Below are 23,301 nucleotides of genomic sequence, written 5' to 3'. Positions count from 1 at the left end.
CTTCTTTTTTTGTTTATTAAGACTCTGTTGTAACAACATTTCCGTCCGCGTGAGGTGTATCTCCCTCGGTATTTTGTTGCTGTTGTTGCTCTTCAGCTTTTTTTCTAGCTTCTTCGTCAGCTTTTCTCTTAGCTTCTTCGTCGGCTTTTCTCTTAGCTTCTTCGTCAGCTTTCTTCTTAGCTTCTTCGTCAGCTTTCTTCTTAGCCTCTTCGTCAGCGGCTTTCTTTTGAGCTTCTTCTTGCTGTTTACGTTGTTGTTCTTGTTGCTGCTGTTGTTCTTGTTGTTTACGTTGTTGTTCTTGTTGCTGTTGCTGTTGCTGTTCTTGCTGTTCTTGCTGTTTACGCTGATCTTCATCAGCTTTTTTCTTAGCTTCTTCTTGTTTTAGTTTATCTTCATTGGTCTTTTTCAGGGCTTCTTCGTCAGCTTTTTTCGCATCTGGAGTTCCGCCAGGCGCAGTGAAGGATGCACCAACTGCAGGGCTTGTTCCAGTACCCTTTTTCGCTACTACAGAGAAACTGTAAGTAACACCTGGTTTAATACCACCAAGAGTAGCTGTCGTACCGCTTACTGATAAGCTACCACTAGAACCGTCAGTAGCTTTATAGCTTGCTGCGTATGCATCAACATTTGATGATGGTCCAGACCAGTTCAGTGTCACTGTGCTAGCGCCATCGAAAGCGACATTAAGACCACTAGGCGGATCTACTTTAATTTGTTTAATTGCATCTTTCTTCGCACCTTTTACGTATAACTCTCCGTTTATTTCTTGTACAGAAGAAGGGCGTTCGAAACGAGATTTATCTGTAGCGAATTTGCTCATCATTACTTGGAACATTTGTTGTGCAATTTTAGTATAACGATCGCTAATGTAATTTTCTGGACTATCTTTTTCATAACCAGTCCATACAGCCATTGTATATTGTGGTGTATATCCAGCGAACCAGCTGTCTCTGTTTGCGTCATCTGGGATACCATATTTTTTTATAACTGATTTATCAAAGTTTTGTGTTCCGGTTTTACCTGCTACGTCTACACCTGAAACATATGCTGTTGGACCTGTACCGCCAGAACCAGGTTTTACTACGTCACGAAGAACGTCAGTGACCATGTAAGCTGTATAGTCATGCATTGCGCGTTGTTCTTTCGATTTAAAGCTTTTCTTTTTCCCATCTGGGAAAATAACTTCTTTAACGAAATGAGGTTTATTGTATACACCGTCATTTCCAAATGCTGCATAAGCTCCAGCGACATCTAACGGAGAGCCTTCATTACTACCGATTGCAGTAGATTCATATGCTTTCCCATCTTTAAACGTCATTCCTAAACCTTCAGCAAACTCTTGTGACTTAGGAATACCGACTGCTTGAGCTGTTTTTAAAGCCGGGATGTTTAATGACTTCTTCAATGCTTCACGAAGTGAAACGTCACCTTTAAAATTACCTGTAGCATTTTTAATCTTTGTGCCATCAGAGTAAGTATATTCAGAGTCATTTAATTGATGATAAGTAGACCATTGAAGATTCTCAATTGCTGGACCATAGTCGAAAATTGGTTTCATTGTTGAACCAACTTGGCGTTTTAAATCAACTGCCATATTATGACCTTTGAAAGTAGACTTACTTTCTTTACGCCCAGCACCAATTGCTCGAACTTCTCCAGACTGTGTATCCATAAATACAAATGATCCTTGGAACTGATCGTTTGGATATTTAATGAGATTGCCATCCATAATTTTCTCAGCGTAATCTTGAGCATCTTGATCAAGTGTTGTATGAATCGTTAAACCATCTGAACCGATATTTACATCAGGGTATTCTTTTTCAACTTCCTTTACAACAGCATCTAAAAATGATTGGTATTTCATTTCAGTTACTTCTGAAGATGGAAGAAGTCCTTGTATTACAGGGATTTGCATCGCATCATTCATTTCTTGTTTCGTTATATACCCGTGTCGGTTCATTAATGTTAATACGATATTACGACGTTTCGTTGCTCTATCAACGTTATCTGGTTTTGTTGGATCATAAATGTTAGGACCTTGGGGTAAACCAGCGAGCATTGCAGCTTCGTGTAGTTGTATGTCTTTTAAATCTTTGCCGTAATATTTTTTGGCAGCTGTGGAAATACCATAAGAGCGATTACCTAAGTTAATCTTATTTAAGTACATTTCTAAAATTTCATGTTTTGAGTACTGTTGCTCTAACTTATAAGATAAGTACCATTCCTGCACTTTTCTTTTTGCAGTTTTGTCCATCGTTAGAAAATAGTTTTTAACTACTTGCTGTGTAATCGTACTACCACCTTGTGATCCAAAACCACCAGTGACATTTTCCATGACTGCCATTCCAGTACGTCTAAAATCAATTCCATTATGATCGTAGAAACGAGCATCCTCAGTCGCAAGGAATGCACTTTCAATTACTTTTGGAATTTGATCGTATGTAACATGGGTTCGTTTTTCAGCACCGTATTCATAGAAGAAATTCCCGTTTTTATCAAGGAATTTTGTTGATAAAGGATTGACTAGCTTTGATTTGTCTAGTTTTGGAGCGTCCTTTACCATAACAAAGAAGGCCGAAACGCCAGCTACGAGACCGACGATACCAAGAAGTAGACAACCTATAAGAAATCTCTTGAAAAAGGAACCTTTTTTCTTTGGTTTTTCTTCTTTATTATTTGTTTCTTTCGTTTGATTTTTTACATGATTTCGTTCTGTACGAGAACGATAATTATCTGACATTATACTTTCTCCTACCTTTCATTCTCTCCCCCAAAAGTCGAAAAAAGAGCCTTAGTGATGACTCTATCACGAAAAATAAACCGTGTCTAGTACGCGGATATAATCAATTCGAGGGTGATAACCGCATGATAATAAAGACCCATGCTCTTCTATTTCTTGTTTTGTAATCGATTTACGTCCACCAGTATTTTGACGATTCCAAAATGCAATAATATGTTTTGCATCTAATAAATAAAATTCATCAAAAAGTGTAAATTTAATAATAACAAATGCAATTCCATTATGAGCGACTACTTGCTTCATATGTTCAATTTGATGAAGGTGGAAGTTTTGAAGTGGAAAACTGGTTTTATTTTTAGTTTCTTTCGCTTCAAAATCGATGTATTTCCCTTTGTATACACCGTTGTAATCTGTTGTAGAAGGTTGTTTGAAATACGCTTCTTTTACCACTGCAGCACTTCGAGCGGGGTAATCTACTTTTACAATTTGAAGAGGTGTAGGTTTTTTATGTACGCATGCAATATTATGGGTTAAGTAATATTGATTGGTGTCATTCAATTCCTCTTCAAGGGACATACCTCTATTACTGTAAGTATGTTTTTTTATTGGTGTTTTATGAGGTTGTGAAGCTTGATCGTACCTTTTTCCATTTGGGTAACGAATGGTCATATTTTGTCCACTCCCAACTTGATAAGATTTACTTACAAAGGTGATTATATCAAAAAATGAAAAAAGATGTGACCTTTTTCAAGAAAGGTATGGTGACTTACTCATGTTTCGATGGAATGATTACGAAAAAATTAAACAGACCCGTAATGATATTTTTTGTACAGAAGAGGAAAAAGCTATAGTTCTTAATATTAAGGAGAGCACGGATGTAGCTAACGTAGATAATATTTCACGTACACAATCTTACCAAGAATATTATTTGAGAAATAGAGAAATTAGATGGTCTTTTTTAGCAAGCATGGTTTCAAGGAATGGGGGATGGAACATGACAGATTTAGAAGGAGAATATTATTCTAATCTTTTATCTCAAACAGTTAAGAGACGATTATTTCATTTGTATGAGAAAGCCAATTGGCTCATTTTTTTAGATGCATTTCCTCAACTATTACTGTATGAGGAAAGTAAAAAGAGATGTGCGCCGCTCTTTCATTTGTTACAATTTTTCAACATATCAATTTTTATGGAAAAAGAATGGGGCGCGTTTTGGGAGAAAAAAGATATAAATAGGCTTATGACGGCACTTATTATTAATGAACAAAATAAAATTCAAAAACCAGTAATTGAGAATGCATACTTTCAAAAACATGTATTTGATACTGCACTATTCAAATTTCAAGAAATATTTCACGTTAGTGCAGTTATTTTTCCAATGGTGGAAGGGGGAATGTATGGATTTTCAGTTTATCAATTTGAAACGTTGCAAAAACGTATAGAACTGGGGAAACAATTAGCTTGGTTATTATTTCATTCAAAGTATAAGGCTTCTTTTTATAAATTTGCAGTGCAAACTAGGCATACAGGATCAAGGATGGATTATGAATGTAATATAAGGGGAATTAGAAAATCATGTACGCCGGCTCTTCGGGATGTGTATTCTATTGTCACTCATGAAAAATTAATTGAAAAAGATTGGTTTAGTGAAGGGTTGGAAATAGATTCATTATTTTTACTTGAAAAACCTAAGGGGGAAATTAATATAACAGAATGGTATAGAAAGAAGAGGGAGCAAATACATACTCTTTCTATATTAAGTAGTTTTGTTAAAAGAATGGATGAGTTCATGATATAATAAAGAAGTCCCGCCTTCTTAAATGAGGGCGGGACTTCTTTATTAAAAGTAATATGCTCTACAACAAGTTACTTTCTAATCGGCTATTTGCCGGCAGTACGACTTTAACTTCAACACTTATCGAAAGCGAAGAGGTAAGGTAGACTAGAAAATAGTTGTTTGTAAAAGCCACTTTGGTTAAAGTGTCATTTTATCCCGCTATTTGCGGACAGTAAAACTCCCACCTCAAAATTTGGCTGGAGCAAAGAAGGTAGGTGGAAGCCCTGCTGTCCGTAAACACCCGATTGGTGCGGGCTAATAATCAGTGGGGGATGAATAAAACCCCACTGATTAAAGTTTCACTTTATGTAGCGGGGAAATTTGGACCATCAAGCTTTGGATTACCAGTCTCAGGTTTGTTTTGTTGTTTGTTTTGCTTTTTCTTTTTTTCGTTTTTATTTTTTGCCATCGTAATACACCTCCTTTTTGTATTGTTACCATTTCTAATAATGGCATACTAAATGATTTCTTTGACGAATATCAACTAGTTTTGTCATGTGAGAAGGAGTAATTAATCAATCGGCGAAATTACATGACAAAGGAAAGGCAAAGAAGGGGGCGTTTTAAATATGGCGATGGTTCAGAAGGAAGATGTTATGAAAAAAATGGATCAAATGTTAAGTTCTCTCGATTTGCTGGAAATGAAGATTGGGATTAGAATGAATCATGCATTGAAGGATAAAGGTGAAAAAATACGCAATAAGATAGAAATAACAGAAATGCATATAGAACATATGGAAAATAAATTAGTGCATCACGAAGAAAAAGGGAGCTGGGTAAAGACATTTCAAAACGTCGTAGTGAGTGCATAATAAGGTGGGAACAAAATGGGACATGAAGCATTAATCCAGTCTTCGGAGAAGTTAATGCAGTATAATGATGAAGCGAATGTGAAAAAAAGAGAGATGGCTGAATATGATTTTTATAAGGATATGAAGCCATTTGTTGATATTGTAGATGCGGAGTTAGAGATGTGGAAAGAATTAGCTTATAGGTGGATAAAGGAAGAACGACCTAAGTATATACATGTACAACAAATTGATCAAGTGTATGATAATTTACAAACTAATGTGCTACAATGTTTTGTTAATAAGGGAAAAGGCAAACGTTTCTTTGAAACTCATCAAGCTATTTCGTACACTTTGCAAAATATCGTAGATCAATGTAAATAACAAGAGGGAAAACCCTCTTGTTTTTTTATGCCTCTGTCACTGTTGTAGGTTTTGTTGCACCGTTTATTTCTAACTCTCGTATTAATGTTCGGTAATCTGATATGCATACTTTTCCTTCAAGATAACAATGTCTTGCAAAGTCTAACAGTTCATTCGAATTTTCTGTGTAATACCCCTTTTTTTGAGAAAACGCTTGTTTTAAATCCCCTAATACCATGTTGATTCCTCCCCCATGAGAATCTTCTTCCTTATTATCATAGCATGGAAGGGTTTACTTTCTAATTTTTTTAAAAATTTAAACTTCCGACAAAAACAGACAGGTACTCCGTCACACATTTTATTTTATAGGTACATATTCTATATGTAGAAACTTATGCCAAGGAGGAGAGAATGCATGTTTCAACAACCTAATGTATATCAGCAAGCAAATCCATATGCACAGCAAAATATGTACCAATATAATGAGGATACATATTTACGATATAATATGTATCCTTTCGAGCCTCATTATGGAAACCAAAATTATTATCAACCATTTGAAGTGTCGTTTGGGAATCAACCGCAGCAAGCGCATATGAATCAGCCGCAACAAGCATATACGAATCAACCACAGCAAGCGCATATGAATCAACCGCAACAACCGCATATGAATCAGCCGCAGCAAATGTATACGAATCAACCACAGCAAGCGTATATGAATTCACAAAACTACATGTCGCCAGCTCAATATGTAAATCAACAAGCTATGTTTTATCCACCAAAACAACCATATCCAACGATGAATAAACAAAAGCAACAGCAACAGCAACCAAGTCAGTTTTCTAGTTTTGTTTCACAATTTAAATCATCAGATGGTAACTACGATGTAAATAAAATGATGAACACGGCTGGACAAATGATGAACGCGATGAATCAAGTAACAGGGATTGTTAAGCAAGTTGGGGGCTTTTTTGGTAAATAATAGTAGGGGGTTGTCTATAATAGGTATTACGTATGAAATTGGATACTAGACAAATTTCCATGAAATAAATGGGTATATATAACAAGCGGCTTTAGCCCCTCGCTCATATTGTAAAGTGTAGTCAGATTTTTTTAATGAGAGAGGAGAGAAAAAACTATGCATCATTGTCATCCTTGCTTTGGAGGGCATAAGCCTGTAGGACCTATTTGTACGACAGCTCCTGTCATTCACCCAACGAAACAATGCGTAACACATTCTTTTTCAACAACGTTGGTGCCACACATTTTTCCAACTCATACAACGCATGTTCATCATCAACAAATTAAAAATCAAAGCTTCTTCCCACAAACAAACTCGAACGTAAACGTTGTAGACCCTGGTGATCCAGGATCTGTTGGTGGATTTGGCGGCGGATGTGGACCATGTGGTCATGGCCATCATCACCATGGGCATCAAATATCACCATTTGGACCAGGACCGAATGTGTCACCATTTGGACCAGGACCGAACGTATCACCATTTGGACCAGGACCGAATGTATCACCATTTGGACCAAATATCGGACCAAACGTTGGTGGAATGTTTAAAAAGTAAATGATATGTTAGAACTAGCGAAATGCTAGTTCTTTTTTTGTAATTGGAGTGTTGATATGAAGGTTGTTGCTGTAACAGGATATAAGCCGTTTGAACTTGGAATATTTAAAAATGATCATCCAGGAGTAGAGTGTATAAAAAAGGCGCTGCTTCGTAAATTAACTGTTTTTGTAGAAGAAGGTTTGGAGTGGGTTATTATAAGTGGTCAGTTAGGAGTAGAGCTATGGGCTGCTGAAGTTGTTTTTGAAATTCAAGTAGAATATCCAAATTTAAAATTAGCTGTATTTACTCCTTTTTTAGAACAAGAGGAAAATTGGAAGGAAGATAACCGTGAATATTACGAATTTATTCTTTCACAAGCAGATCATATTGATAGTATTACGAAACGGAAGTACGAAAGCCCAGAGCAATTTAAATTAAAGAATCAATTTTTTATTGAAAAAAGCGATGCACTTTTAGCTGTATATGATGAAGAAAAGTCTGGGAGCCCTAAATATATTGTAGAAGCAGCTAAGAAAAAAGGAGAAATAGAAAATTATCACAGTTATTTCATTCTTTTTTCTGATTTACAAGATATAATGGAAGAGGAACAGTGGAATAATGCAGAGTAATATGTAATATAGTACTCGTATATTTGATTGACAAAAGGCGTTGTTTCTGAAAAAATTTAGTTAATGAAAGCTTTGGCAAAAATTTGAGGTGAAGAAAATGATTTCGGATAAAATTAAATTAACAGCGAAAGATATTTTAGAAAAAGAATTTAAAACAGGTATGAGAGGTTATCAACAAGAAGAAGTAGATAAGTTTCTTGATATGATTATTAAAGATTATGAAGCTTTTCATAAGGAATTTGATCAATTAAAACAACAAAATGCTCGTTTGAAACGTGAATTAGAAGAACAAAAAGTAGCGGCAACACAAGTTCCGCAACAACCGGTACAAACACCAGTTGCACAACCAGTGTATAACAATACGAATACGGATATTTTAAAACGTCTATCTAATTTAGAAAAAGCTGTATTTGGAAGTAAGTTATACGAATAAATTAAGGTAACAAAAAGGTTAAAGCATTTTACATAGAAAAAAACATTGCAAAATCTTTTTGTTTCCACTATACTAATGTTTGTCATAACGTTTGGGTAATCGCTGCAACGCCAACGTTGTAGAGGAAAGTCCATGCTCGCACGGCCTGAGATGGCTGTAGTGTTCGTGCCTAGCCAAGTCATAAGCTAGGGTATTCTGGCTGCAAGGCTGGTTTAACGGCAGGGAAAAAACCTAAGTCCTTTCGGATATGGTTTGACTACCTTTAAAGTGCCACAGTGACGAAGTCCTTGAAGAAATGATAGGAGTGGAACGAGGTAAACCCCACGAGCGAGAAACCCAAATAATGGTAGGGGAATCTTTTCCAAGGAAATGAACGACGGAAAAGGACAGGTTTTCGTAACCTGTAGATAGATGATTACCACCGGAGTACGAGGCGTGGGCCGTTTGCAGTACAAAGGAACAGAACATGGCTTACAGAACGTTATGAACCAACTATGAAATAACTCAGCTCTCCTTTGTTAGAGGAGGGCTTTTTATTTGTATGAAGTTATAAGTTGTGAGTTAAAATGGTAAGTGAGAATATTCTTCGTAATATGTGATAATTAATAGGACAACATGTTATTAATTATTGTTTGATTATACATAAGAGGTGAATGCAAATGGGAAAAGTTACTTTAATTGCAACAGCGGCAATGGGTATTGAAGCGTTAGTTGCCCGAGAAGTTCGCGATCTTGGTTATGAATGTGAAGTGGAAAACGGAAAGGTAACGTTTGAAGCGGATGAAAAAGCGATTTGTCGTACGAATTTATGGTTACGTACTGCAGACCGTGTGAAAATTAAAGTCGGCGAATTTAAAGCAACAACATTCGATGAGTTATTTGAAAAAACAAAAGCGTTAAACTGGGGAGATTATATTCCAGAGAACGGAGAATTTCCTGTTATTGGGAAATCTTTGAAATCAACATTATTTAGCGTTTCAGACTGCCAACGTATCGTTAAAAAGGCTGTTGTTGAGAAATTAAAAACAACGTATAGACGCACAACTTGGTTTGAAGAAGATGGACCGTTATTCCGTATTGAAATTGCAATGCTCAAGGATATTGCGACGTTAACAATCGATGCGAGTGGTGTAGGTCTTCATAAACGTGGATACCGTCTTGAGCAAGGTGAAGCGCCTTTAAAAGAAACATTAGCTGCGTCTTTAATTAAGTTAACAAACTGGAAGGCGGATCGTCCTTTCGTTGATCCTTTCTGTGGATCTGGTACAATTCCAATTGAAGCTGCATTAATTGGACAAAATATCGCACCAGGATTTAACCGAGGCTTTGCATCGGATGAATGGGGCTGGGTTGGTAAACAAAATTGGCGCGAAGCTCGTCAAGAAGCTGAAGATTTAGCTAATTATAATCAACCATTGCAAATCATTGGATCAGATATCGATCACCGTATGATAAGAGTTGCCCAAGATAACGCAGAAGAAGTTGGATTAGGGGATCTTATATCATTTAAACAAATGCAAGTAAAAGATTTCACGACAAAAGAGGAATATGGCTATGTTGTAACGAATCCTCCATACGGAGAACGTTTAAGTGAAAGAGCGCTTGTTGAAAAATTATATAAAGAAATGGGAGAGGTATTCCGCCCATTAGATACGTGGTCAATGTATTTATTAACAAGTTATGAAGCATTTGAGAAATGTTATGGGAAAGATGCATCGAAAAAGCGTAAACTGTTTAACGGATTTATCCGTACAGATTACTATCAATACTTCGGAAAGCGTCCACCGCGTAATTCATAGTATAAAACTCCTCCAGCACGCATATACTGGCTATTATGTAATGCGTAAAGGAGGAAGTGATATGGATAGTTTCCAATTATCGATGATTCAAAAAGCTATTCACCGTACGTATGATGAGCTCGGAAAAGAAGTGGATAGTCAAGGTGCAATTGTAGATGGAATACAAAAAGCGCAGGAAGAATATTTGTCAGCTCTTTCACATGAAACAGCGATTGATAAACGTTATTTAAGGTCATTAATATAGAAAAAAATTTTCCTTTTTCGAAAGGAAAATTTTTTTTCGTGTATTTCTATGTATTGTAACAGGGGAAAGTGGCTGCACACATGTGAGTAGCAGTTGCTATATCTTTTTATAGAAAAACTGTTTGGTTGGAGGCTAAGGATGTTTACTGAGAATAGGTTACCATTTGAAGTAGGAAAACAAGATAATTTTTATGATAAGTTGAATGAGTGGATTGGAGATGTGTTTTACGACATTCTTCCGGAAAAAGGCTTTGAAGAGCGTGATGAACAGATTTTTATGGCGTTTCAGTTAGAGCGCGCTTTCCAAGAGAAGAAAGTTATGTTTGCAGAAGCAGGTGTAGGAACAGGGAAAACAATTGTATATCTTTTATATGCAATTTGTTATGCACGTTATACAGGGAAGCCGGCTATTATCGCTTGTGCAGATGAAACGTTAATTGAGCAGCTTGTGAAAGAAGAAGGAGACATTGCTAAGTTATCTGAAGCATTAGGGCTATCTGTTGATGTTAGACTTGCGAAGTCAATGGATAATTATTTATGTTTACGTAAACTTGAAGATGTTATGAGTGGACGAGCTCCAGAAGTAATTGAAGATGTATATTACGAATTACCTCAGTTCGTATTCGATCATGGTACGATGCAGAACTTTACTCACTATGGTGATCGAAAAGAATTTCCACTGTTAAATGACGAGGAATGGTCAAAGGTAAACTGGGATTACTTCCAAGATTGCTTCACTTGTGATTCTCGTCATCGTTGTGGTCAAACTCTTTCGCGCGAGCATTATCGTAAAGCGGCAGATTTAATCATTTGTTCTCAAGATTTCTATATGGATCATATTTGGACGTACGAAGCTCGCAAACGTGAAGGACAAATTCCGTTATTACCAGAAAGTAGTTGCGTTGTATTCGATGAAGGGCATCTTGTAGAATATGCAGCTCAAAAAGCTTTAACGTACCGTTTAAAACAAACGATGATGGAGCAACTTTTAACGAGATTATTACAAAATGATATTCGTGAAGAGTTCGCACATTTAGTAGAAGAAACAATTTGGCAAACTGAACAATTCTTTGGGGTACTACAAGAGAATAAAAAGGAAATTGAAGGTTCTGATCGTTTAGAAATTACTGTGACAGAAAAGGTAACTGCAGAAGCGAAAAGACTTTATGCGAAAATCGGTGAAGTCGGTGATGCATTAGTATTTGAAAGTGAAATGCATACAGTAAACACATACGATTTAAATATTGTTGATGAGCATTTAGATGTGTTAGAGCATTCACTTCGTCTTTTCATGCACGAGAAAAATGTAATTACGTGGGGTGAAGAAGGCGATGGTGCTTTCACGTTAGTTATTATGCCGCGTGCAGTTGAAGAAGTGTTACAAGAAAAAGTATTCTCGAAGAAGATTCCATATATTTTCTCTTCTGCGACATTATCTGACAATGATTCGTTCGCATTTACTGCAAATAGTCTAGGGGTAAAAGATTACTTATCATTCTCAGTTGCTTCGCCGTTTGATTATGAAGAGCAAATGACAGTAAACTTACTTCCGTATACGAAAGAAAATGAATGGGAAAGAAAGTGTCAATATACACTTGAAAATATACAAAAAACAAATGGACGTACACTCGTATTATTCCGTACAACGCAAGAACTTGCAGCGTTTAAAGAATATGTAAGTAAAGAGCAAATGTCAGTTCCGTTCCTATATGAAGGAGATCAAGAAATTAGTCAGCTCGTTTCTCGTTTCCAAAATGAAGAAGAGACTGTACTTTGTGCCGTTCATTTATGGGAAGGTTTAGACATTCCAGGTTCATCATTATCACATGTTATTATTTGGTCATTACCATTCCCTCCAAACGATCCTGTGTTTGAGGCGAAGCGTAAACATGTGAATGATCCATTCTGGGACGTAGATGTGCCTTATATGATTTTACGTCTTCGTCAAGGAATTGGACGTTTAATTCGTACAAGTGAAGATAAAGGTGCTATATCATTATTCTTATCAGATAATGAAGATGAAAAAGTGATAGAAGCAGTGAAGAAAGTACTTCCGGTAGAAGGAAAAGTACTTTAAGCGAAAAAATGTTGTAGGGAAAAGTTTGGCATTTGCCAAGCTTTTTTTCTATTAGAAAAGGAATTTATGTTTCAGTGTCGAAATAAGTTTGAGGTAGAAAAAGGAGGTTTTTTATACTATGACAGTTGCTACATATGAAGTGGAAAAACAATTTTTAACATATGTGAAGAAGATAGAGAATTACGGAGAGGCATTAAGCTTAATGTTTTGGGATTTAAGAACAGGTGCACCAAAGCAAGGAGTAGACCAGCGTTCAGAAGTAATTGGAATGCTTTCATCCGAAGTGTTTGCGATGTCGACTTCAGATGAGATGGGGAACTATTTAACTGAACTAGAATCTTTAATTGTTGAAAATAAACTTTCTGAAACGACAAAGAAAATGGTTGAAGAGTGTCGTAAAGAATATGATAGAAATAAGAAAATTCCACAAGCGGAATATGAAGCGTATGTGAAATTAGAAGCGAAAGCGGAAAGTGTATGGGAAGAAGCTCGCGAAAAATCTGACTTCGAAATGTTCCGTCCGTATTTAGAAAAAATTGTTGAATTCAAAAAGAAGTTTATTACATATTGGGGTTACGAAACGTACAAATATAACACGCTATTAGACATGTATGAGCCCGGAATCACAGTAGAAGTGTTAGATCATGTATTTGGTCAACTACGTGAACGTATCGTTCCGCTTGTGAAAGAAATTTCTGAGTCTAAAAAAGAATTAAAAACAAATGCTTTAGCTGAACATTTTTCAAAAGAAAAACAAAAGAATTTTACTTTAGAGTTATTAAAACAATTGAACTATAACTTTGAAGCGGGTCGTCTTGATGAAACGGTACATCCTTTTGAAATTACATTAAATAGAGGGGATGTTCGTATTACGACTCGTTACGATGAGAAAGACTTCCGTATGGCTGTTTTCGGCACGATTCATGAATGTGGTCATGCTGTATATGAACAAAATATTGCGGAGGAATTTGAAGGTACACCGCTATGTAGTGGAACTTCTATGGGTATTCATGAGTCACAATCATTATTCTTTGAGAACTTTATCGGTCGTAATAAATCATTCTGGAAGAAAAATTATGATTTATTAAAAGAGTATAGCGATGGTCAATTCAATGATATATCAGTAGATGAGTTTTATGATGCGATTAACGAATCGAAGCCATCGTTTATTCGTATAGAAGCAGATGAGCTTACATATCCGCTTCACGTCATGGTTCGTTATGAACTTGAGAAAGAATTATTTGATGGTACATTACAAGTGAAGGATTTGCCAGCGGCTTGGAATGATAAGATGGAAGCATATTTAGGAATTCGTCCGGAAAACGATGCACAAGGTGTATTGCAAGATGTTCACTGGGCTGGTGGTTCATTTGGATACTTCCCATCTTATGCGCTTGGTTATATGTATGCAGCGCAATTTAAACATAGGATGCTAAAGGATATTCCAAACTTTGATGCATTATTAGAAGAAGGAAACGTGACACCAATTCGTGAATGGTTAACAGAGAATATTCACCAATATGGCAAAACGAAAAAACCACTTGAAATTTTAAAAGATGTGACAGGTGAAGGTTTAAATGCAAACTACTTAGCTGATTATTTAGAAGCTAAATATAAAGAGATTTATGAGTTATAAAACAGGAGCTGCTTAATTGCAGCTTTTTTTTATGAGGGAGTGAGAGAAATGGGCTATATGTTTACAGTAATGTCGCGAGCGGAAGCAGAAGAAATTGCATATAACTGGCATTATGAAGGGGAGTATTCCTTTTATGATATAGAGGCAGATGAAGAAGATTTAGCTGAGTTTTTAGAGGATGAGAGTAGAGGGAATCATACATTTTCTGTGAAGGAAAATGGTACTCTCATTGGTTTCTTTAGTTTTAGTAACATAAATAATCAAACGGTTGATATAGGTCTTGGAATGAGACCTGATATAACTGGGAATGGATTTGGTCTACAGTTCGTAAAAGCTGGACTAGCTTTTAGTAAAGAAAAATACGGATGTAATTATATAACACTATCAGTAGCGACATTTAATGAAAGAGCGATTAAAGTGTATAAAAGAGCAGGATTCGAAGCTGTTGGAACGTTTATACAGAAAACAAATGGTAGTTGTTTTGAGTTTTTGAAAATGAATTATATATGTAAAAATGATTAAAAAACAGAGGAGAGCTTCTGTTTTTTTTGTACTTGTTGTAATTAGAAGTTTTGAAATTTTGGAAGAGGATGTGTATGATTGAAGTTTAGTAGCAAATAGCAAGTTTAGTAAGGAGAGGTAGTATGATTACAATTAAAACGAAAAATGAAATAGATTTGATGCATGAATCTGGGAAGTTACTAGCTTCTTGTCATAGAGAAATTGCAAAAATGATGAAACCAGGAATAACGACACAAGAAATTGATACGTTTGTTGAAGCGTATTTAGAAAAGCATGGTGCAACATCTGAACAGAAAGGTTACAACGGGTATCCATATGCGATATGTGCATCTGTAAACGATGAAATGTGTCACGGTTTCCCTAGTGATGTACCTTTACAGGAAGGAGATATTGTGACAATTGACATGGTAGTAAACTTAAATGGTGCGCTCTCGGATTCTGCATGGACGTATATAGTTGGAGATATTTCTGATGAAGCAAAAAGGTTATTGTTAGTAGCAGAGAGTGCTTTATATAAAGGGATTGAGCAAGCAATAAGTGGTAACCATGTTGGAGATATTGGATACGCAATTGAAAGTTATGTAGCCTCTGAAGGGTTTTCTGTTGCAAGAGACTTTACGGGACACGGGATCGGTAAAGAGATTCATGAAGAACCAGCGATTTTTCATTTTGGTAAACAAGGACAAGGGCCTAAGTTACAAGAAGGAATGGTAATTACAATTGAGCCCATAGTAAATGTAGGTATGCGATATTCTAAAGTAGATTTAAATGGGTGGACTGCAAGAACGATGGACGGTAAATTATCAGCTCAATATGAGCATACAATTGCGATTACGAAGGATGGTCCTATCATATTAACGACGTTGTAATATGAAATGTGAAAGTTTGAAAAACTCGAACGAAAATGGTATTTTCATAAAATTCGTACGTGTTTTTTCGATAAATGCTTTTCAAAGTGAAAAAAGTGCGTTATAATCCTTCTATAAATAAATAAGTTAGCTACACTCATATAATCGCGGGGATATGGCCTGCAAGTTTCTACCGAAGTACCGTAAATACTTTGACTATGAGTGAGGACGAATATATTTGCTTGTTTAGCATTCTTTTTTGCGAAACTCCAAAAGCACGTCTCTCACTTGTAACGAGTGGTGGCGGCTTTTGGAGTTTTTTATTTGCATAAGAGGAGGAACTAACATGAAAGTATTACAAGAAAAGATTTTGAACGAAGGAAAGGTTTTATCTGGTGATGTATTAAAGGTAGATGCATTTTTAAATCATCAAATTGATCCAGTACTTATGCAAGAAATCGGAAAAGAATTCGCTAAGCGTTTTAAAGAAGAGAACATTACAAAAATCGTGACGATTGAATCTTCAGGCATTGCACCAGCGGTTATGGCTGCTTTAGAGCTTGGTGTAAAAGTAGTTTTTGCAAGAAAGCGTAAATCGTTAACGTTACAAGATAATATGTATGTTGCAAACGTATATTCATTTACAAAACAAGAAACGAACGAGATTTCATTATCTCGAAATCATATTGACGAAAATGATCATGTATTAATTATTGATGACTTTTTAGCAAATGGTCAGGCTGCTTTAGGTTTAATGAGTTTAGTAGAGCAAGCCGGGGCAAGTATTGCGGGAATTGGCATTGTTATTGAAAAAGCATTTCAAGATGGAGGAAAGAAGCTGCGTGAACAGGGTGTTCGTGTTGAATCACTAGCAGAAATTGCATCACTTGATAACGGCACAGTTACATTTGTACAGCAAGAAACTGCGGAGGTGAACTAACGATGAAGCAGCACCCATTTAAAATCGCATCGCTTGGTATTCAGCACATGCTTGCCATGTACGCTGGCGCAATTATTGTTCCTCTTATTGTCGGCGGGGGACTTGGTTTAAATCAACAAGAATTAACGTATTTAGTATCGATTGACTTATTAATGTGCGGCGTAGCAACGATTTTACAAGCATTATCAAATCGTTTTTTCGGTATTGGGCTTCCGGTTGTACTTGGTTGTACATTTACAGCGGTTGGACCGATGATTGCAATTGGTAAACAATACGGCGTGTCCTCTATATATGGAGCAATTATTGCTGCGGGATTATTTGTTGTTATTTTCGCGAAATTATTTGGGAAGCTTGTAAAACTGTTTCCTCCTGTTGTAACAGGATCTGTCGTTACAGTTATTGGGGTTACACTTGTTCCAGCAGCTATTAATGATATGGCTGGAGGAGTTGGAAGTAAAGATTTCGGAAGTCTAGAAAATTTAGCGTTAGCATTTGGTGTTTTATTATTTATCATTATTATGTATCGTTTCTTTGACGGATTTATTCGTTCAATCTCTATTTTACTAGGTCTATTGTTCGGTACAATCGTTGCAGCATTTATGGGGAAAGTAAGTTTGCAAGCGGTTGGAGAAGCGGATTGGTTCCACGGTATTCAGCCATTTTACTTCGGTACACCAACATTTGAATTAACGCCAATTATTACGATGATTCTCGTTGCTTGCGTAGGAATTGTGGAAGCAACAGGGGTATATTTTGCATTATCTGATATTTGTAATAAAAAGATCGGTGAAAAAGAATTAACAAAAGGTTATCGCGCAGAAGGATTAGCAATGGTTCTAGGTGGTATTTTTAACGCATTTCCATACACAACATATTCTCAAAACGTAGGACTTGTTCAATTAACTGGAGTAAGAAATCGCGTCATTATCTATACTTGTGGTGGTATGTTAATTGCTCTTGGGTTTATTCCTAAAATCGCAGCCATTACAACAATTATTCCGAAATCAGTACTTGGCGGTGCAATGCTAGCAATGTTCGGCATGGTTATGGCATATGGTATTAAAATGTTAAGCAGTGTTGATTTTGGAAAACAAGAAAATTTATTAATTGTTGCATGTTCTGTCGGAATCGGACTTGGAGTTACAGTTGTTCCAACGTTATTTTCACAGCTTCCGGAAAACATTCGTATTTTGACAGATAACGGAATTGTACTTGGAAGTGCATCAGCAGTACTTTTAAATATTGTATTTAATATGGTGCCGCAGCGTAAAGTAAAAGAAGAGCCAGTTCCGATGCAAAGTGCAGTAAGAGAAGCATAGAAAAGCAAGGTCTCATTATGAGACCTTGCTTTTCTTTTTAAGTGGCATCATTTTCCCGTACGTACCAAGACGCCAAATGTACTCAAGTGGCCCATATTGGTAACGTGAAAGCCACCAGTGGCTAATAAAGATTTGTAACGTATAAAAGCCGATGCAAAATAGTGGTCCCACCCATAATGGAGCGGGATAATAATTTTTGGAAAATAGGCCGAATACAAGTAACGTAACAATCGTATGCGTGATGTAATTTGTTAACGCCATTCGTCTGACATACTGGAACGGACGTAATAATGTTTGCCATCTTTCTTTTTGTAATAAACGCATGAGCGTGAAAATGTAGAATATGAATAATGTTTTTCCACTAAACATTGTAAAGGCCTGCATATAAAATGGTTCATAAGATGGTTTTGATAAGAAGTAACGGACCATGAAGAACCACATTGGTAATGTCAAAATGAACATAATGATTTGCCATTTTTTAAGCTTTGGATCCAACTCTTTCGTGCGGCGGAAAATATCTTTTTTGCCGGCGTATAAACCAAGTAAAAATAGTCCAACTGTTTCTGGGAGCATGAATACATTTAGTCCAATTCCTTCAGAATAAAATGCATGGAAACGATTTTGTATTTGTGACACCCAGTCTTCAAGTGGCATGATCGGTAAGGAAAACCCTAACTCTGCCTTTGGTACTAAGGCAACCACTATACTAGCGATTAGCATGAAAAATTGAAAAATACTTAGTAAAACTAATGCCCATATTAAAATAGTACGAGGCTCTCTCTTATAAAATAACAATAAGAAAAATCCAGCGATGGCATAACTATGTAAGATGTCTCCGTCCCATAAAAGAACGTAATGCAAGAACCCAAATAATAATAAAATAAGCAAGCGGCGAACAAATAAAGTTTTCGGACGATCTGTTTTCGCCTCAGCACGATTCATAAAGATATAAAAACCTAATCCGAATAAAAATGAAAAAATAGTATAAAACTTCGTTTGAATAAACATGTCATAAAATAAGCGAATATAGCTGTCTAATCCATCATAAACGCCGGAAATATCTCGAGAATCAACACCAGCGATAACTGGCCAGTTAACAAGAAAAATACCTAGTACAGCTATTCCTCTAATAATATCGATGGAATGTATCCTCTCGCCTTGTGAAATATTTTGTGTCATTATTTTCCTCCTTGTTAAGTAATTCCCTTTTATCCCGCATTAACAAGCAGTAAGACTCCCACCTCAAAATTCAGTGAATACGAGGAAGTTAGGTGGGAGATCGACTGCTTGTAAAAGCCCGATTGGTTCAACTAATAATTAGTGGGGATGGGAAATATCCCCACTAATTACAGTTTCACTCTATTATACAAAATGTAAAGAGGAGGGTATATAGGTTATTTCCAATTTTTAAAACTGCTAAGATGTGTATTATGAGATATAATAAGAGTGCACAGCAAGTTTTAAACTTCTTTAAAACAGGCAGTAAAGCTCCTTTTCCCGAAGGAGCTTTCTTTTTTTAGAAATTTGTTGATAATGATTCTCTTTAATGATAAAATGTATTCAAAAGTGATAATCATTATCAAAAAAGGTTGGTGTGTTAATATGGTGTATGCGCTTGTTGCAGGAACGATTGCTATATATGTTGGTGTTACAAAGTATGTATTAAATGGAGTAGGAACAACAAAATGAATAATATTACATAAAATCCCTTTCATTTGTAAAAAGAATGAAAGGGATTTTTTATTTTTGATGTGAATATGCTGAAAATTTAGTATGATAATAAAGTGAAACTTTAATCAGCGGGGAGGTCTATCCCTCACTGATTACTAGCCCGCACGAAACGGGTTTTTACTGCCCACAAATAGCGGGATAAAGTATATACATCTTGGATAAAGGGGAACAAGGGGATGACAAACATAGTACAGACAAACGGTATGAAAAAACTTGTTTGTTTTTATGAAGAGTGGCAAAAAAACGGCGATGTAGAGAATAGTTTGAAGTTGTTTGAAGTGATTCAAAAATATAAACAAGAGCAGCTTATGCTAGCTTTTTGTGGTCATTTTTCTGCGGGGAAATCGACAATGATGAATCACCTATATAAAGCGCAATTATTACCGACAAGTCCGATTCCAACGAGTGCTAACGTTGTTAAAATTGAAAGAGGATCTGATCGTGTTGTTGTAACGATTAAGTCTGGAGAAGAGTATGAATATGACGGCGCATATTCAGCAGAAGAATTAAAACAAATATGTAAAGACGGTGATGAAGTAATTGGTGTTCATATTTATCGAAATGATGCGCCAATTCCTGATGGGGTTATGTTAGTTGATACGCCCGGAATTGATTCTACGGATGATGCCCACCAATTAGCGACGGAATCAACACTGCATCTAGCAGATGTTATTTTCTATATGATGGATTATAACCATGTCCAATCAGAGGTTAACTTACAGTTTGTTAAAGAATTGAAACAACGTAATAAAACGGTTTATCTCGTTGTAAACCAAATAGATAAACATAAAGCAAATGAGTTATCGTTTGAAGAGTATAGAGATAGTGTAAAACAGTCTTTTTCTAACTGGGATATTGAAGTAGATGGTATTTTCTATACATCATTGCGAATGATGAATCATCCATACAATGAAATTCAAAGTTTAGAAGCATTAATCTTTTCTATCATGAAAGAAAAAGAGCAGTATGTAAGAAAGGGAATGGAGCGAGAAACAGAATATTTACTGCAAGAACATTGTTCGTTTATTCTTTCTGAAAATGAAAAACATCTCATGAAATATGAAGAAGAATTAACATCACCACTGTCACTTTCAGAGATAGTTGAAAAAAAGGAAGAGTTAACTGAAAATAAAAATCGGGTGGCTAGTAAAGAATCTGATGTGAGAAATGAATTTATAAAAGGTTTACAAGCCATATTAGATAACGCGTATTTAATGCCATTTGAAATGAGAGAATTGGCAAATAAATATTTAGAAACGAAATTAACGAAGTTTAAAGTTGGTTTGTTATTTGCGAAAGGAAAGACGGAGCAAGAAAAACAGAGACGTGTAGATGCTTTTTATTCTGCTCTTCAAAAGACTGTTGAAACGCAACTTGATTTTCATGTGAAAGAATTTATTGTAGCCTTCTTAAAAGAAGACGGGTTATTTACAGAGGAAATAGGGAAAGACATATATGCGTTAGAAATTGCTTTCGGACCGGAAGTGTTGGCTGAAACAATTAAACAGGGGGCTGGATTTACCGGTGATTACTTACTTCTTTATACTGCTGACGTTGCAAATGAGTTAAAGAAAAGATACTTTATGAAATCTCAGCAAATCTTTGGAAAAAGTACGGGTATATTGCAGAAGAAAGTGAAGATAGAGATTGCTCGTATTGAAGAAGAAATTGAAAAATACACGATGTTACAAACAGCAAAAGAAACAAAATTACAATACATTAAGACGTATGAGGAATATGAGAGCTATTTAGGAGATATTTGGAATGAAAATGTTTCTATACCAGATGGATTGCAAATAGACGAAATATTACAAAGTAAAAAACAAGTTGTTAGTGAGAAGTTTACACTACAAGAGCAAGAAATTGTAAATGATAACGTAGCGGCTAGTGAAGAAGAGATTAAAGGAACGAAAGCTTTAAATATTCAGCGTATATTAGAAAAAGTGAAGAAAGCTGAAACGATATTAGATCCATTGCCTACACTGAAACATCTACAGCAAGAAGTAGTTGGAAAAAGACAGCGTGTAGAAACGAAGCAATTTACAGTAGCGTTATTTGGAGCTTTTAGTGCTGGGAAATCATCATTTGCTAACGCATTGCTCGGTGAAAAGGTACTTCCTGTATCGCCAAACCCAACGACAGCAACAATAAATCAAATTTTGCCAGTTACAGAAGATAAACCACATGGAACGGTAATTGTCCAGTTTAAGTCAGAGCAAGCGCTGTTAGAAGATATGAAAGCTGTTTATAAAATGTTTCACTATGAAATTGCTACATTGGAAGAAGCGTTAACGAAAATTGATCAAATTATGAAATACCCTTCACCAAGCGGGAAGCAAAAAACAACATTTAGCTTTTTGCGAGCGGTACAAAAAGGATATGAGGCAGTTGCTAATCATTTAGGGGAACAATTACAAGTTACATTAGAGGAGTTCTCTGATTATGTAGCTAATGAAGAAAAATCATGCTTTGTTGAGTATATGGAGCTTTATTATGATTGTGCTTTAACAAGGCAAGGAGTAGCTCTTGTAGATACACCAGGGGCGGATTCTATTAACGCGCGCCATACGGATGTTGCATTCCAGTATATTAAAAACGCAGATGCTATTTTATTCGTAACATACTATAATCATGTTTTCTCTCGTGCGGATCGTGAATTTTTAATTCAGCTCGGTCGTGTAAAGGATACATTTGCACTTGATAAAATGTTCTTCTTAATAAATGCTGCCGATTTAGCACAATCTGAAGAAGAACTTGAAATGGTAAAAGGTTATATTGCGGATCAGCTCCTGCAATACGGTATTAGAAATCCACGTTTATTTGCAATTTCAAGTTTATGTGCGCTTGAAGAAAAGCAAGGGAAAAGTATTGATAAAGAAAAGTATGGTATTTTACAAAACTCCGGGATTACTAAGTTTGAAGAATCATTTACGTCCTTTATGATGAGGGATTTAATGCTTGTATCTGTGCATGCTTTATATGGTGCATTGCAAGGAGCGAATCAGCTTCTTGTAAATATGATAAATGGCGCAAAGCAGGGAAATGATGAGAAAGAGAAGCAAACAAAAAAATATGAAGCAGAGCGTAATCAGCTACTTCATATTATTTCATCATATAGTGTACTTGCTGAAGAGCAAGCAATGCAAAATGAAGTGAAAGAATTGCTTTATTATGTACACCAACGTCTATTTTTACGCTATAACGATGTGTTTACTGAATTTATTAATCCGGCGTCGTTACGAACAGATGGGAATGTGAAAATGCAGTTACAGCAATGTGTAATGGAATTAGTTTCATTTATTCAACATGATTTATTACAAGAAATGCGTGCGACATCATTACGTCTTGAAAAATGGATAGATGAAGCGATGAAGCGTGCAAAGGATGAAATTGTTGTGAATTGCAAAGTGGAAAATGAATCGATTTCTATGGGTGGAACAGTGGATTATGAATATAAAATTATTACACATAAAGAGCCGTTTCCTTCAATAGAAATAAAAGATTTTAAAAAGGCACTAGCACATTTTAAAAATGAGAAAAGCTTTTTTGAAAAAAATGATAAAGCTTTTATGCAAGAAGACGCTAAAGGAGTGTTAGAACCTTTCGTATCAAACTATGTAGTTGATGAAGAAGATTTATTCGTTCATCATTATAAACAAGAGTGGGATGCAAAATGGAACCTATTCCAAAAAGTGATGCAGCAAGATGTTGAGAATTATTATGAAAGTATATTATTCGCTTTAGCTGAAACAATTGATGTATCACTATACGAACAAAGTAAAGAAGAGCTACAAAAGCAGTTAGTAGAAATTGAAAAAGAAATTTATATTAAATAGCT

General features: G+C 35.8%; 22 protein-coding genes, 1 other RNA gene and 1 riboswitch. Of the genes, 18 read left to right on the top strand and 5 right to left on the bottom strand.

The features are described from left to right. Positions 1–16 precede the first annotated feature (16 nt). Entirely contained in the window at positions 17–2,740 is a 2,724-nt protein-coding gene (locus CQ058_RS05930) for a penicillin-binding protein 1A (protein WP_002193188.1), read from the bottom strand. A gap of 66 nt (positions 2,741–2,806) precedes the next feature. Beyond that, on the bottom strand, positions 2,807–3,409 hold the full coding sequence (gene recU / locus CQ058_RS05925) for a Holliday junction resolvase RecU (protein WP_002030800.1): 603 nt from the start codon (positions 3,407–3,409) through the stop codon (positions 2,807–2,809). A gap of 103 nt (positions 3,410–3,512) precedes the next feature. Between recU and CQ058_RS05920 the strand changes: the two genes are divergently transcribed. Next, positions 3,513–4,538 carry a DUF2515 domain-containing protein gene (locus CQ058_RS05920; protein ID WP_002030803.1) on the top strand — a complete coding sequence of 342 codons (1,026 nt, stop codon included), beginning with the start codon at positions 3,513–3,515 and terminating at the stop codon, positions 4,536–4,538. A gap of 343 nt (positions 4,539–4,881) precedes the next feature. Here CQ058_RS05920 and CQ058_RS32695 read toward each other — a convergent pair whose 3' ends face one another. Then, complete coding sequence (locus tag CQ058_RS32695) at positions 4,882–5,028, bottom strand: phage portal protein (protein WP_306302660.1); 147 nt, start codon at positions 5,026–5,028, stop codon at positions 4,882–4,884. A 118-nt stretch (positions 5,029–5,146) separates the two neighbouring features. Here CQ058_RS32695 and CQ058_RS05915 point away from each other — a divergent pair, with 118 nt between their 5' ends. Together CQ058_RS05915 and CQ058_RS05910 are read left to right on the top strand one after the other, a co-directional pair. Then, positions 5,147–5,389: a hypothetical protein gene (locus CQ058_RS05915; RefSeq protein WP_002030820.1), complete on the top strand. Its 243-nt coding sequence runs from the start codon at positions 5,147–5,149 to the stop codon at positions 5,387–5,389. A 15-nt stretch (positions 5,390–5,404) separates the two neighbouring features. Continuing rightward, positions 5,405–5,749 carry a YppE family protein gene (locus tag CQ058_RS05910; RefSeq protein WP_002011864.1) on the top strand — a complete coding sequence of 115 codons (345 nt, stop codon included), beginning with the start codon at positions 5,405–5,407 and terminating at the stop codon, positions 5,747–5,749. A 25-nt stretch (positions 5,750–5,774) separates the two neighbouring features. On the opposite strand, the gene CQ058_RS05905 is transcribed toward CQ058_RS05910, so the two are convergent. Next, the gene (locus tag CQ058_RS05905; RefSeq protein WP_002030817.1) at positions 5,775–5,966 is read right to left on the bottom strand and encodes a YppF family protein; all 192 of its coding nucleotides are present in this window, start codon (positions 5,964–5,966) and stop codon (positions 5,775–5,777) included. 177 nt (positions 5,967–6,143) lie between these two features. Between CQ058_RS05905 and CQ058_RS05900 the strand changes: the two genes are divergently transcribed. The 13 genes from CQ058_RS05900 (at position 6,144) to pbuX (ending at position 17,732) form a co-directional block, all read left to right on the top strand. After that, complete coding sequence (locus CQ058_RS05900) at positions 6,144–6,710, top strand: YppG family protein (RefSeq protein ID WP_105589529.1); 567 nt, start codon at positions 6,144–6,146, stop codon at positions 6,708–6,710. Between the two features lie 156 nt (positions 6,711–6,866). After that, on the top strand, positions 6,867–7,304 hold the full coding sequence (locus tag CQ058_RS05895; RefSeq protein WP_105589528.1) for a CotD family spore coat protein: 438 nt from the start codon (positions 6,867–6,869) through the stop codon (positions 7,302–7,304). 56 nt (positions 7,305–7,360) lie between these two features. Next, the gene (locus CQ058_RS05890; RefSeq protein WP_002193186.1) at positions 7,361–7,915 is read left to right on the top strand and encodes an SLOG family protein; all 555 of its coding nucleotides are present in this window, start codon (positions 7,361–7,363) and stop codon (positions 7,913–7,915) included. Between the two features lie 97 nt (positions 7,916–8,012). After that, the gene (gene gpsB, locus CQ058_RS05885) at positions 8,013–8,348 is read left to right on the top strand and encodes a cell division regulator GpsB (RefSeq protein ID WP_000622426.1); all 336 of its coding nucleotides are present in this window, start codon (positions 8,013–8,015) and stop codon (positions 8,346–8,348) included. 87 nt (positions 8,349–8,435) lie between these two features. After that, positions 8,436–8,827, top strand: an RNA gene (gene rnpB / locus CQ058_RS05880) — RNase P RNA component class B. A gap of 180 nt (positions 8,828–9,007) precedes the next feature. Next, the gene (locus tag CQ058_RS05875; RefSeq protein WP_002011868.1) at positions 9,008–10,147 is read left to right on the top strand and encodes a THUMP domain-containing class I SAM-dependent RNA methyltransferase; all 1,140 of its coding nucleotides are present in this window, start codon (positions 9,008–9,010) and stop codon (positions 10,145–10,147) included. Between the two features lie 61 nt (positions 10,148–10,208). Next, a complete protein-coding gene (locus CQ058_RS05870; RefSeq protein WP_002126488.1) occupies positions 10,209–10,391 on the top strand; it encodes a DUF3921 domain-containing protein in 183 nt (60 codons plus the stop codon). Positions 10,392–10,529: 138 nt separating this feature from the next. Further along, positions 10,530–12,467 (top strand): ATP-dependent DNA helicase, encoded by a 1,938-nt coding sequence (locus tag CQ058_RS05865; RefSeq protein WP_002011942.1) that lies wholly within the window; start codon positions 10,530–10,532, stop codon positions 12,465–12,467. A gap of 118 nt (positions 12,468–12,585) precedes the next feature. Next, the gene (gene ypwA / locus CQ058_RS05860) at positions 12,586–14,103 is read left to right on the top strand and encodes a carboxypeptidase (RefSeq protein ID WP_002030824.1); all 1,518 of its coding nucleotides are present in this window, start codon (positions 12,586–12,588) and stop codon (positions 14,101–14,103) included. Positions 14,104–14,151: 48 nt separating this feature from the next. Beyond that, positions 14,152–14,625 (top strand): GNAT family N-acetyltransferase, encoded by a 474-nt coding sequence (locus CQ058_RS05855; RefSeq protein WP_002189017.1) that lies wholly within the window; start codon positions 14,152–14,154, stop codon positions 14,623–14,625. A gap of 122 nt (positions 14,626–14,747) precedes the next feature. After that, positions 14,748–15,494, top strand: coding sequence for a type I methionyl aminopeptidase (locus tag CQ058_RS05850; protein WP_002193184.1), 747 nt, complete (start codon positions 14,748–14,750; stop codon positions 15,492–15,494). 116 nt (positions 15,495–15,610) lie between these two features. Then, positions 15,611–15,712, top strand: a riboswitch (purine riboswitch). Between the two features lie 107 nt (positions 15,713–15,819). Beyond that, on the top strand, positions 15,820–16,413 hold the full coding sequence (locus CQ058_RS05845) for a xanthine phosphoribosyltransferase (protein WP_002086571.1): 594 nt from the start codon (positions 15,820–15,822) through the stop codon (positions 16,411–16,413). Between the two features lie 2 nt (positions 16,414–16,415). Further along, positions 16,416–17,732 (top strand): xanthine permease PbuX, encoded by a 1,317-nt coding sequence (gene pbuX, locus CQ058_RS05840; RefSeq protein WP_002126498.1) that lies wholly within the window; start codon positions 16,416–16,418, stop codon positions 17,730–17,732. A gap of 15 nt (positions 17,733–17,747) precedes the next feature. Here the strand turns inward: pbuX and CQ058_RS05835 are convergent, their stop codons facing one another. Then, a complete protein-coding gene (locus CQ058_RS05835) occupies positions 17,748–18,911 on the bottom strand; it encodes a DUF418 domain-containing protein (protein WP_105589527.1) in 1,164 nt (387 codons plus the stop codon). Positions 18,912–19,265: 354 nt separating this feature from the next. Between CQ058_RS05835 and CQ058_RS31720 the strand changes: the two genes are divergently transcribed. Continuing rightward, a complete protein-coding gene (locus CQ058_RS31720; protein ID WP_002011935.1) occupies positions 19,266–19,421 on the top strand; it encodes a hypothetical protein in 156 nt (51 codons plus the stop codon). Between the two features lie 218 nt (positions 19,422–19,639). Continuing rightward, on the top strand, positions 19,640–23,299 hold the full coding sequence (locus CQ058_RS05825) for a dynamin family protein (RefSeq protein ID WP_002193183.1): 3,660 nt from the start codon (positions 19,640–19,642) through the stop codon (positions 23,297–23,299). Positions 23,300–23,301: the final 2 nt, after the last annotated feature.

Source organism: Bacillus sp. MYb56, from assembly GCF_002976445.1.
Classification (GTDB): domain Bacteria; phylum Bacillota; class Bacilli; order Bacillales; family Bacillaceae_G; genus Bacillus_A; species Bacillus_A mycoides.
This window is presented reverse-complemented; position numbering and strand designations above follow the sequence as displayed.

What these genes read in the sequence shown, in the direction of transcription:
- CQ058_RS05930 (WP_002193188.1), bottom strand. Translation starts at nt 2,740, where the DNA reads ATGTCAGATAATTATCGTTCTCGTACAGAACGAAATCATGTAAAAAAT.
- recU (WP_002030800.1), bottom strand. Translation starts at nt 3,409, where the DNA reads ATGACCATTCGTTACCCAAATGGAAAAAGGTACGATCAAGCTTCACAA.
- CQ058_RS05920 (WP_002030803.1), top strand. Translation starts at nt 3,513, where the DNA reads ATGTTTCGATGGAATGATTACGAAAAAATTAAACAGACCCGTAATGAT.
- CQ058_RS05915 (WP_002030820.1), top strand. Translation starts at nt 5,147, where the DNA reads ATGGCGATGGTTCAGAAGGAAGATGTTATGAAAAAAATGGATCAAATG.
- CQ058_RS05910 (WP_002011864.1), top strand. Translation starts at nt 5,405, where the DNA reads ATGGGACATGAAGCATTAATCCAGTCTTCGGAGAAGTTAATGCAGTAT.
- CQ058_RS05905 (WP_002030817.1), bottom strand. Translation starts at nt 5,966, where the DNA reads ATGGTATTAGGGGATTTAAAACAAGCGTTTTCTCAAAAAAAGGGGTAT.
- CQ058_RS05900 (WP_105589529.1), top strand. Translation starts at nt 6,144, where the DNA reads ATGTTTCAACAACCTAATGTATATCAGCAAGCAAATCCATATGCACAG.
- CQ058_RS05895 (WP_105589528.1), top strand. Translation starts at nt 6,867, where the DNA reads ATGCATCATTGTCATCCTTGCTTTGGAGGGCATAAGCCTGTAGGACCT.
- CQ058_RS05890 (WP_002193186.1), top strand. Translation starts at nt 7,361, where the DNA reads ATGAAGGTTGTTGCTGTAACAGGATATAAGCCGTTTGAACTTGGAATA.
- gpsB (WP_000622426.1), top strand. Translation starts at nt 8,013, where the DNA reads ATGATTTCGGATAAAATTAAATTAACAGCGAAAGATATTTTAGAAAAA.
- CQ058_RS05875 (WP_002011868.1), top strand. Translation starts at nt 9,008, where the DNA reads ATGGGAAAAGTTACTTTAATTGCAACAGCGGCAATGGGTATTGAAGCG.
- CQ058_RS05870 (WP_002126488.1), top strand. Translation starts at nt 10,209, where the DNA reads ATGGATAGTTTCCAATTATCGATGATTCAAAAAGCTATTCACCGTACG.
- CQ058_RS05865 (WP_002011942.1), top strand. Translation starts at nt 10,530, where the DNA reads ATGTTTACTGAGAATAGGTTACCATTTGAAGTAGGAAAACAAGATAAT.
- ypwA (WP_002030824.1), top strand. Translation starts at nt 12,586, where the DNA reads ATGACAGTTGCTACATATGAAGTGGAAAAACAATTTTTAACATATGTG.
- CQ058_RS05855 (WP_002189017.1), top strand. Translation starts at nt 14,152, where the DNA reads ATGGGCTATATGTTTACAGTAATGTCGCGAGCGGAAGCAGAAGAAATT.
- CQ058_RS05850 (WP_002193184.1), top strand. Translation starts at nt 14,748, where the DNA reads ATGATTACAATTAAAACGAAAAATGAAATAGATTTGATGCATGAATCT.
- CQ058_RS05845 (WP_002086571.1), top strand. Translation starts at nt 15,820, where the DNA reads ATGAAAGTATTACAAGAAAAGATTTTGAACGAAGGAAAGGTTTTATCT.
- pbuX (WP_002126498.1), top strand. Translation starts at nt 16,416, where the DNA reads ATGAAGCAGCACCCATTTAAAATCGCATCGCTTGGTATTCAGCACATG.
- CQ058_RS05835 (WP_105589527.1), bottom strand. Translation starts at nt 18,911, where the DNA reads ATGACACAAAATATTTCACAAGGCGAGAGGATACATTCCATCGATATT.
- CQ058_RS31720 (WP_002011935.1), top strand. Translation starts at nt 19,266, where the DNA reads ATGATTCTCTTTAATGATAAAATGTATTCAAAAGTGATAATCATTATC.
- CQ058_RS05825 (WP_002193183.1), top strand. Translation starts at nt 19,640, where the DNA reads ATGACAAACATAGTACAGACAAACGGTATGAAAAAACTTGTTTGTTTT.